Raw genomic sequence first — 8,371 nt, 5'->3', positions numbered from 1 at the left:
GCGTTAGGAAGCACGCCATGGCGCATCCCGTAAGCATCGAGGCGACGACCGAGACCTTCGACTCGCTCGTCATGGAGCCCCGCGACGAGCTGGTGGTGGTGGACTTCTGGGGCCCCGGCTGCCCGAACTGCGACATCTACGCGGCCGCCGAACCGGAGCTCCTCAAGGAGCTGGACGGCGCCCCCATGCGCGTCGTCAAGGTCAACGCCTACGAGCACGAGGCCCTGGCCACCCGCTTCGGCCTGTTCGGCATCCCCACCTTCCTGCTGTTCCGCAACGGGAAGCTGCTGGGGAAGATGAGCCAGTACTACGGCAAGCCCTACTTCCTGGGCGTCATCCGGGACCACCTGCCCGGCGGCGCCAAGGCCCAGGCCTGAAGCTTCAGTCCCGGTAGCCGCGCGCCTGCAGCCGGAACAGGTGCGCGTACCGCCCGTCCAGCGCCATCAGCTCGTCGTGGCTGCCCAGCTCCTGCACCGTGCCGTTGTGGAGCACGGCGATCTGATCCGCCATGCGCACCGTGGAGAAGCGGTGCGAAATCACGATGGCGATGCGGTCCGCGGCCAGCGCCTGGAAGCGCTCGAAGAGGGCGTGCTCCGCCTCCGCGTCGATGCTGGCCGTGGGCTCGTCCAGGATGAGCACCTCCGCGTCGTCGCGCATGAAGGCGCGCGACACCGCCAGCTTCTGCCACTGGCCGCTGGACAGCTCCTGGCCCTTCTCGAACCAGCCGCCCAGCATCGTGTCGTACTGGGCCGGCAGCGCCGCGATGACGGAGTTCGCCCCGCCCTGCTCCGCCGCCCGTTCGATGGCAGGCCGGTCCTCCAGCGCGGGCACGTGTCCCAGGCCGATGTTCTCCGACACGCTGAACTGGTAGCGCACGAAGTCCTGGAACACCGCCCCGAAGCGGCCGCGCAGGTCGTCCGCGTCCATCCGCGCCGTGTCCACGCCGCCGTAGACAATCTGGCCTTCCGTGGGCTCGTACATGCGCAGGAGCAGCTTCACCAGCGTGCTCTTCCCCGCGCCGTTCTCCCCCACCAGCGCCAGCTTCTGGCCGGGCTTGAGCGTGAGGTTCACGTTGCGCAGCGCCCACGCGTCCTTGCCCGCGTAGCGGAAGGAGACGTCTTTCAGCTCGATGGCGTTGTTGCGTCCGCGCGGCGGTGAGACGGCGGGCAGCGCGCGCGGCGTGTTCTCCAACGTGGGGATGTCCAGGTAGGCGAAGAGGTTGCTCATGAAGAGCGCGTCCTCGTACATGGAGCCCACGCTGGTGAGGATGCCCTGGAACGCGGCCTGCCCCTGCCGGAACACGGCCAGGTACAGCACCATGTCGCCCACGGAGATGCCGCCGGCCGCCGCGCGGCTGGCCACGAAGAGGTAGCAGCCGTAGAAGGCCGCCAGCGACAGGAGGCCCAGCCCCAGGCCCCACACCATGCGCTTGCGCGCGAGCGCCCGGTCCTCCGCGAAGAACTTCTGGAACAGGTCGCGGTAGCGCCCCAGCACCAGCGGCCCCAACCCGAAGAGCTTCACCTCCTTCACGGTGCTGTCACGCGTGAGGATCCACTCCAGGTAGTTGAGCTTGCGGCCCTCCGGCGCGCGCCACGAGTACAGCCGGAAGCCCTCCGCCGCCAGCCGCGCCTCCGCGATGAACGCGGGGATGGACGCGGCGAGCAGCACCACCACGCTCCACGGCGACAGCGCCACGAGCAGCACCGCGTAGGTGGACAGGGTGATGACGTTGCGCACGATGCTGAACGCCTGCATCACCAGCGACAGCGGGCGCGCGTTCGCCTCCCGCCGCGCGTTCTGCATCTTGTCGTAGGTGTCCGAGTCCTCGAAGTGCTTCAGCTCCAGGTCCAGCGCCTTCTGGAGGATGCGCTCGTTGAGCAGGTTGCCCAGGTGCGCGCGCAACAGGTCCTTCGTGAGCGTGAGCCCGCGTTCCACCACCGCGGAGGCCACCATCAGCGCGAACTCCGTGGCCACGAGCCCCAGCACGCGCGAGTTCGCCGCCGCGTCGCCCTTCGCCGCGGCCACCACCGTGTCGACGATGAGCTTGCCCACCCACGCGATGGCCGCCGGCAGCAGCGCCGCCACCAGCGTGAGCACGCCCAGCACCACCGCGCCCCGGGGGCTCGCCCGCCAGAAGAGCTGGAAGGTGCCCGGCAGCTGCTTGAAGAGGACGCCCGCGTTCTTCAGACGGGCCCGGAGCGAAGGCGGCGGTGTCGGCAGGGGACGTGGCAAGGTGCCGCCCCTCATAACGCCTTGACGCGCGCCGCGCTGGACTTCCCTGCTTTCAGGAAGCCGGTGCGCCCCCGCCGTCCGGCAGGGTGGCGGGCGGGGCGGCGTGCCGCGAGATGAGCACGTCGCAGCGCGAGTGCCGCAGCACGCCCTCCGTCAACGCGGTGGGCGGATTCGCGGAGGACATGCCCAGCGTGAGCAGGTCCGAGTCACGCTCCCGTGCCTCCGTGAGGATGCACTCGCACGGGTCTCCGAAGCGCAGGCGGAGCTCCATCACCCGGCCCGTCTCCCGGTACGGCGCCAGGAAGCGCGCGAGCGCCCTTCGTGCCGCGTCCTCGCGCTCCTGCCGCCGCAGCAGCTGCTCCGCGAGCGGGGCGTCCTCGTCCTCGCGCAGGTCCACCACGTGCAGCACCTCGATGGGGGTCGAGGCCGGACACAGGCGCATCGTCAGCTCCAGCGCGCGGCGGGACTCCCGCGAGAAGTTCACCGCGACGAGGGGCCGGTGGTAGACGCGGCCCGGGTGCGGCATCACCACCAGCACGGACGCGTCCACCTCCCGCACCAGGCGCATCACCAGGGCGTCGTCCGGCAGCGGCTTCGCCGGTTGGGGCAGGTGCGGCCGGCCCACCACCAGCACCTCCACACCCTGGTCCTTCGCCAGCTCCGCCGCCTCGTGCGGCGCGTCACCGGTGCGCAGCTCCTCGCGCACGTCCACGTCCGGCCGCTGCCGCAGCCGCTTCGCCGCGGACGTCACCGACCGGCGCAGGCACTGCTCGCCGCCCACCGCCCCCTCCGGGCCGGTATGGCCATCCGTTGGCGGGCTCACATGCAGCACGCTGAAGGCCGCCCCGTGCGCGAGCGGGAGCCGCAGCGCGCGCGCCAGCGCGAACTCGGACTGCAGGGAGAAGTCCAACCCCACCGCCACCCGCCGCAGCCCCCGCTGGGCGCGGAGGAGGCCGTCGGGCAGCAGGGGCTGACTCCTTCTGAAAGATACGTTTGGCCTCATCTCGACTCCCTTCCACCTCACCGCTGGACGCACCGCGCGGAAGGGCTTGCCGCCCCACGCGGGCCCTCATCGACATACATTCAGCCCCGTCGGTGGATGTGCCACCCGTCTTCTGCGGGGACGCTGCGTCCGCTGCCGGGCGGCGGTGCACGCGAGCGGCGTGGCCCGGCGGGACGCCCTGGCGGGGGCAGGCGGACAGGCCTTCCATCCTCTGGACGCAGCCCTGTTTCTGTAACGTTTTCAGGGGGCCGCACCGCTTCGTTCAAGGACTCCAGGGCAGGCGTGCGTTCAGGGCCGCCATTTCAACGGTTTGAGACGTTCACCGCAGGACCTTGGGGAGAGCGGGCGTTTTCAGGGGCTCGGCCAGCCCTTTGCAGAGACCTCTGCCCGGCCTCTCACGAGGCCATGGGCGGCGGGTCGGACGGCAGGACGCAAGGGAGCGGGAACATGCGAGGGGTCATCACCGGACGTGAGGTGGTTGCCAACCTGGGACTCATCTACCGGGAGTTCGGAACAGCCTGTGTGTTGCGCTGTCTCTGGGTGATGCTCAGCGGGAAGTCCACCACCTTCCTGGAGGTGGCGTGCCCCTGCGAGAAGATGCGGCAGTGAGCACGCGCAGCGCAGAGACAGCTCGGGCCGCGGGAAGCGCTGGCTTCCGCGGCCCGAACGGTTTCAACGGCGATGCGGTGAGGCGTCGCTAGCGCTGATAGGGGTCCGCGTCACCGCGGCGCACTTCCTCGCGCTCGTCGCTCTTGTCCTTGATGGCGTGCTTCACGTCCTCGACCACGCCCTTGACCTTGCCCTTGAGCGTGTCCGCCTTGCCTTCGGCTTCCAGCGAACGGTCGCCGGTCGCGACACCCACGGTTTCCTTCACCTTGCCCTTGGCCTTGTCAGTCCACTCGCCCATGGCGTCCTCCTGACGTCGGTGTGTGAATCGTTGTGGAGGACAACGTGCTCACGTCACAGGCGCGCGGCAGGTGACGGTGGCTCGTCCGCACGGCCGCCCTGCTCGAGCCGGGACAGGCCGGAATGTCAGGCAATGGACAGTGCGCGGCGCGCGATGAAACGACACGCGCCCTGCCCTCCCTACCCCTTGCGTCCCTGTTATCCACGGAGACCCGGGAGTCTGGCTGGCAAGACGAAGACGTTGCATTGACGCATCCGCACTTCGCCCTCAGGCTGGGTCCGTTCAACCGGATCCGTCACCCGATGACCCAGCCCGATTCCCCTTCGACCCAGGCGCTGCTCTTCAAGCTGCTCTTGCTGCGCACGCTGGTCGTCACGGTGGCGGTGGCGCCGGCCATCTACGTCGACATGCAGCTGCTGGACGTGGACGCGAGCCATGCGGGGTTCGTGCTGGGCGTCGTCACGCCCATCGTCATTGGCGGGTTGGCGTTGGTGGTGCCCATTGGAGCGGTGGGCGCGCTGTTGCGGCACGCGGTGGAGGCGAAGGCGAGCCCCGCGGAGCGGCTGAGGCGGCTGTTGCGGCTGCCGGGCGTTCTCACGTTCGTGGAGGCGCAGGCGGGCTGGTTCCTGGGCGGCATCTTCTTCAACGGCGCCATTGGCCTGGCGCTGGACCGGCCGCCGCGCGTCATCCTGGTGGGCGTGGCGGTGGCGATGAGCGCGGGGCTCTTCAGCGCGCCCATCATGTACATGCTCTACGAGAAGGCGCTGGCGGCGGTGACGCTGGAGGCGTTCCGCCGCGCGCCGCATGAGCGCCCCGCTGGCGAGGGACTGTTCCTGCCCAGGCAGAGCTGGTTCCTGCCGGCCATCGTCGTGTCCGCGCTGCTGATTACGTGCATCACGAGCATCGCCACGTTGCAGCTGCGGCTGGAGAAGAACCTGTCGTCGCTGGCGGACGACCTGGAGCTGTCGGGCCAGTACCGGGGCGCGGCGCGGGTGCGCGCGCGCATTGAACCGTTGCAGCGCGACCTGACGCTGCCGGTGGCGTTCCTGGGCGGGTTCGCGGCGCTGGGGGCCATCCTCACGGCGGCGTGGGCGGCGCGCCGGCTGGCGCAGGGCGCGCGGGCGGTGGGGGCGTCGCTGGACGCGCTGGTGGAGGGCCGCGCGGCGCCACCGCAGTGGGTGTCCACGGATGAGCTGGGCGATCTGTCCGCGCGCACGTGGCTGCTCTATGAACAGTTGCAGGAGCTGCCTCGGGCGCTGAGCTCGTCCGCGGGGCACCTGGCGAAGGCGGGCACGCGGCTGACGGAGGCGAGCGACCAGCAGAACCGCACGTTGTCGCGGCAGGCGTCGGCCATCCACCAGGCGCGCACGACGGCGCAGGAGATCCAGCAGATGTCGAAGCTGGCGGCGAGCCGCGCGGGGAGCGTCCTGCAGGTGGCGGAGCGCGCCGCGGCGATGGGCAAGCTGGGCGAGGAGTCGCTGGCGGGCACGGAGCAGGGGCTCGACGACATCCGCGGTCTGACGCACGGCTTGAATCAGCAGGTGGTGGACCTGGGCACGCGCGCCCGCGAGGTGGGCCGGGTGTCGGAGGTGGTGAAGTCGCTGGCGGACCAGTCGCACATGCTGGCCATCAACGCGGCCATCGAGGCGAGCCGCGCGGGCGAGCAGGGCCGGGGCTTCGCGGTGGTGGCGCGGCAGATGCGCGAGCTGGCGGACCAGTCCATCAAGGCGACGGGCCAGGTGCGCGGGCTGCTGGAGGGCATGGAGACCGCGACGGGTGAAGCGGTGGCCACGGCGGACAAGAGCTCCGCGGGCGTGGAGGCGGCGCTGGTGCCGCTGCGCAAGAGCGGCGAGCGGCTGCGGGGGCTGATCAAGCTGACGCACGAGTCCGCGGCGGCGGTGCGGCAGATTGCCGAAGCCGTGGCGCAGCAGCACGCGGGCGTGGATCAGCTGTTCAGCGCGGTGAGTGAGATGGACGAGCTGATGGCCGCGACGCTGCGGCAGCTGGGCACGACGCAGGAAGCGGCGACGGCGGTGGCCCAGGCGACGGGGCAGGTGTCGGAGCTGGCGGAGCGGTACGTTTCATAGTCTGGCATTCCGTCTGCCATTGCATTAGCCTCCCCCCGGTCGAAAAACGGCGGACCGGTTCGGTGAGCCCCGGTCACTTCCATGGTGGAAGCACTTGTCCGTCTCCTTCGGGATTCAGGACCCACGGCCCTTCGAAGGCATTCGTGTGCCTTCGCGAGGTCCACCATGAAGCTGAATCACCTTGATCTGCAGGTCCCCGACGTCCAGGCCACCGCCCGCTTCTTCGTGCGCTACTGCGGCTTCACGTCGCACGCGAAGAACCATGACTCGCCCGCCATCGCCATGCTCGGCGGGGCGGATGGCTTCGTGCTCATCCTCCAGCGCCGCAAGCGCGACTCCGACGTCTTCCCCGAGGACTTCCACGTCGGCTTCCTCCAGGACTCCGAAGCCCCCGTGCTCGCCTTCCATGAGCGCGTGAAGGCAGACGGCCTGGAGGTGTCCGACGTCATCCGCAACAACCGGGGCACCCTCGTCTACTGCCGCGCCCCGGGCGGCATCCTCGTGGAGGTGAGCTGCCGCCCCGGCGCCGCCTGACGCGCGCCCCGTCAGCCGCTCCGCGCCATGCGGAGCGGCGCCTCTGCTCCGGCGTCCTCCATGGGCGGCACGTACGGCCAGCCCTTCAGCGGACCCTTGCCGGCCTCGCGCGTGAGGTAGTCCGCCGCGATGTTCGCGCTCTCCATGATGGTCAACAGCCCGCTGCCCGGGTGCGTCCCACCGCCCACGAAGTACAGCCCTTCCACCTGCGCGTTCTTCACGCGGGGCCGCAGCGGGCCCAGCTGCATCCAGGTGTGCGACAGGTTGAACACCGCGCCCCGGAACACGTTGAAGTCGTCCCTCCACGTCTCCGCCGTGAAGTAGCGCTCCGCCTTCACGTGCTCTCGCAGTCCCTTGATGCCCACCTTCTCCAGCATCTTGGGGATGCGCTCGCGCAGCGTCGCCTCCGTCTTCGCCCAGTCCACCGGCCTGGCCGTGTTGGGCGTGGGCACCAGCACGTACAGCGTGGAGTGCCCCTTCGGTGCTCCCGTGCCGTCCGTCACCCCCGGGTTGCACACGTAGAAGGGCGGGTCGTCCACGTCCATCGTGCGGTCCTCCAGCGCGTCCCTGTCCGTGCGCCTCGCGCTCTCCGACAGGTAGATGAGGTGGTGCGGCAGGTCCGCGTACGTCGTGTCCACCCCGTAGTACGCCATGAACGTGCTGCACGAATACTTCGCCCGCTCCAGCGCTCCGTCCGACAGCCGCGTGCCCTCCCGCAGTTCCGGCGCCAGCAGCTTCTGCGCCGCGTACGCCAGGTCCGCGTTCACCACCACCGCGTCCGCGTCCAGCACCGCGCCGCTCGCGAGCTTCACGCCCACCGCGCGCCCGGCCTCCGTGCGCACGCGCTCCACCGCCGTGCCCATCCGGAACGTCACGCCCAGGTCCTGGGCGCACTTCATCATGCCTCGCGCCAGCTCCCGGAAACCGCCCTGCACGTGCCACACGCCGAAGCACAGCTCGATGAACGGAATCACGCTGAACACCGAGGAGCACGTCGTCGGGTGCAGGCCCAGGTACTTCGACGGATACGCCAGCGCGTACGTCATCCGGTCGTCGTGGAAGAACGAATCCAGCTGCCGGTAGAGCGTCTGCCACGGCTTGAAGCGCAGCGTGGGCGCCAGCCGCCAGGGCGCGTAGTAGTCCAGGCTGCCCGCGTTCGTGCAGATGAACTTCTCGTACGCGAGCGCGTACTTCCGCCGCCCGTCCTCCATCCACTCCTGGAGCGCGCGCCCCTTCCCCGCGCCGAACCTCTCCAGGTCCTGGCCCATCCGCTCCAGGTCCCGCCGCGTGTCCAGGTGCGTGCCGTCCCAGAAGTGCACGCGCGTGTTCGGGTCCACCGGCACCAGCGTGACGTAGTCCTCCAGCCGCTTCCCCGAGCGATGGAAGATCTGCTTCAGGATGCCGGGCAGCTGGAGGATGGACGGGCCCGTGTCCACCGCGTACTCGCCGCCCTCCCCCAGCGTGAGCCCCTTCATCCGGCCCCCGGGCACCGGGTCCTTCTCCACCACGGTGACCCGGAAGCCCTGCCCCGCGAGGTTGATGGCGGCCGTCAGGCCTCCCGGGCCCGCGCCCACGACGATGACGTGCTGAACCATGTGCCTCACGATG

The 8,371-nt window shown here is 70.1% G+C and carries 8 protein-coding genes; 4 read left to right on the top strand and 4 right to left on the bottom strand.

What is annotated here, in order from left to right; genetic code table 11:
* Positions 1-17: 17 nt before the first annotated feature.
* Positions 18-377 (top strand): co-chaperone YbbN, encoded by a 360-nt coding sequence (locus D7V80_RS12085; protein ID WP_014400290.1) that lies wholly within the window; start codon positions 18-20, stop codon positions 375-377.
* A gap of 4 nt (positions 378-381) precedes the next feature.
* On the opposite strand, the gene D7V80_RS12080 is transcribed toward D7V80_RS12085, so the two are convergent.
* Both D7V80_RS12080 and D7V80_RS12075 read right to left on the bottom strand, forming a co-directional pair.
* Positions 382-2,247: an ABC transporter ATP-binding protein gene (locus D7V80_RS12080; protein WP_120588301.1), complete on the bottom strand. Its 1,866-nt coding sequence runs from the start codon at positions 2,245-2,247 to the stop codon at positions 382-384.
* A gap of 37 nt (positions 2,248-2,284) precedes the next feature.
* A complete protein-coding gene (locus D7V80_RS12075; protein ID WP_120588300.1) occupies positions 2,285-3,235 on the bottom strand; it encodes a universal stress protein in 951 nt (316 codons plus the stop codon).
* 447 nt (positions 3,236-3,682) lie between these two features.
* Between D7V80_RS12075 and D7V80_RS42200 the strand changes: the two genes are divergently transcribed.
* Positions 3,683-3,844, top strand: a complete 162-nt coding sequence (locus tag D7V80_RS42200; protein ID WP_014400293.1) for a hypothetical protein — start codon at positions 3,683-3,685, stop codon at positions 3,842-3,844.
* Positions 3,845-3,932: 88 nt separating this feature from the next.
* On the opposite strand, the gene D7V80_RS12065 is transcribed toward D7V80_RS42200, so the two are convergent.
* On the bottom strand, positions 3,933-4,142 hold the full coding sequence (locus D7V80_RS12065; RefSeq protein ID WP_120588299.1) for a CsbD family protein: 210 nt from the start codon (positions 4,140-4,142) through the stop codon (positions 3,933-3,935).
* 302 nt (positions 4,143-4,444) lie between these two features.
* On the opposite strand from D7V80_RS12065, the gene D7V80_RS12060 reads away from it, so the two are divergent.
* Positions 4,445-6,229, top strand: a complete 1,785-nt coding sequence (locus tag D7V80_RS12060; protein WP_120588304.1) for a methyl-accepting chemotaxis protein — start codon at positions 4,445-4,447, stop codon at positions 6,227-6,229.
* A gap of 165 nt (positions 6,230-6,394) precedes the next feature.
* Positions 6,395-6,763, top strand: a complete 369-nt coding sequence (locus D7V80_RS12055; protein ID WP_120588298.1) for a VOC family protein — start codon at positions 6,395-6,397, stop codon at positions 6,761-6,763.
* 11 nt (positions 6,764-6,774) lie between these two features.
* On the opposite strand, the gene D7V80_RS12050 is transcribed toward D7V80_RS12055, so the two are convergent.
* Positions 6,775-8,358, bottom strand: coding sequence for an NAD(P)/FAD-dependent oxidoreductase (locus D7V80_RS12050; protein ID WP_120588303.1), 1,584 nt, complete (start codon positions 8,356-8,358; stop codon positions 6,775-6,777).
* Positions 8,359-8,371: the final 13 nt, after the last annotated feature.

Source organism: Corallococcus sp. CA054B (assembly GCF_003611625.1).
Taxonomy (GTDB): Bacteria; Myxococcota; Myxococcia; order Myxococcales; family Myxococcaceae; genus Corallococcus; species Corallococcus coralloides.
This window is presented reverse-complemented; position numbering and strand designations above follow the sequence as displayed.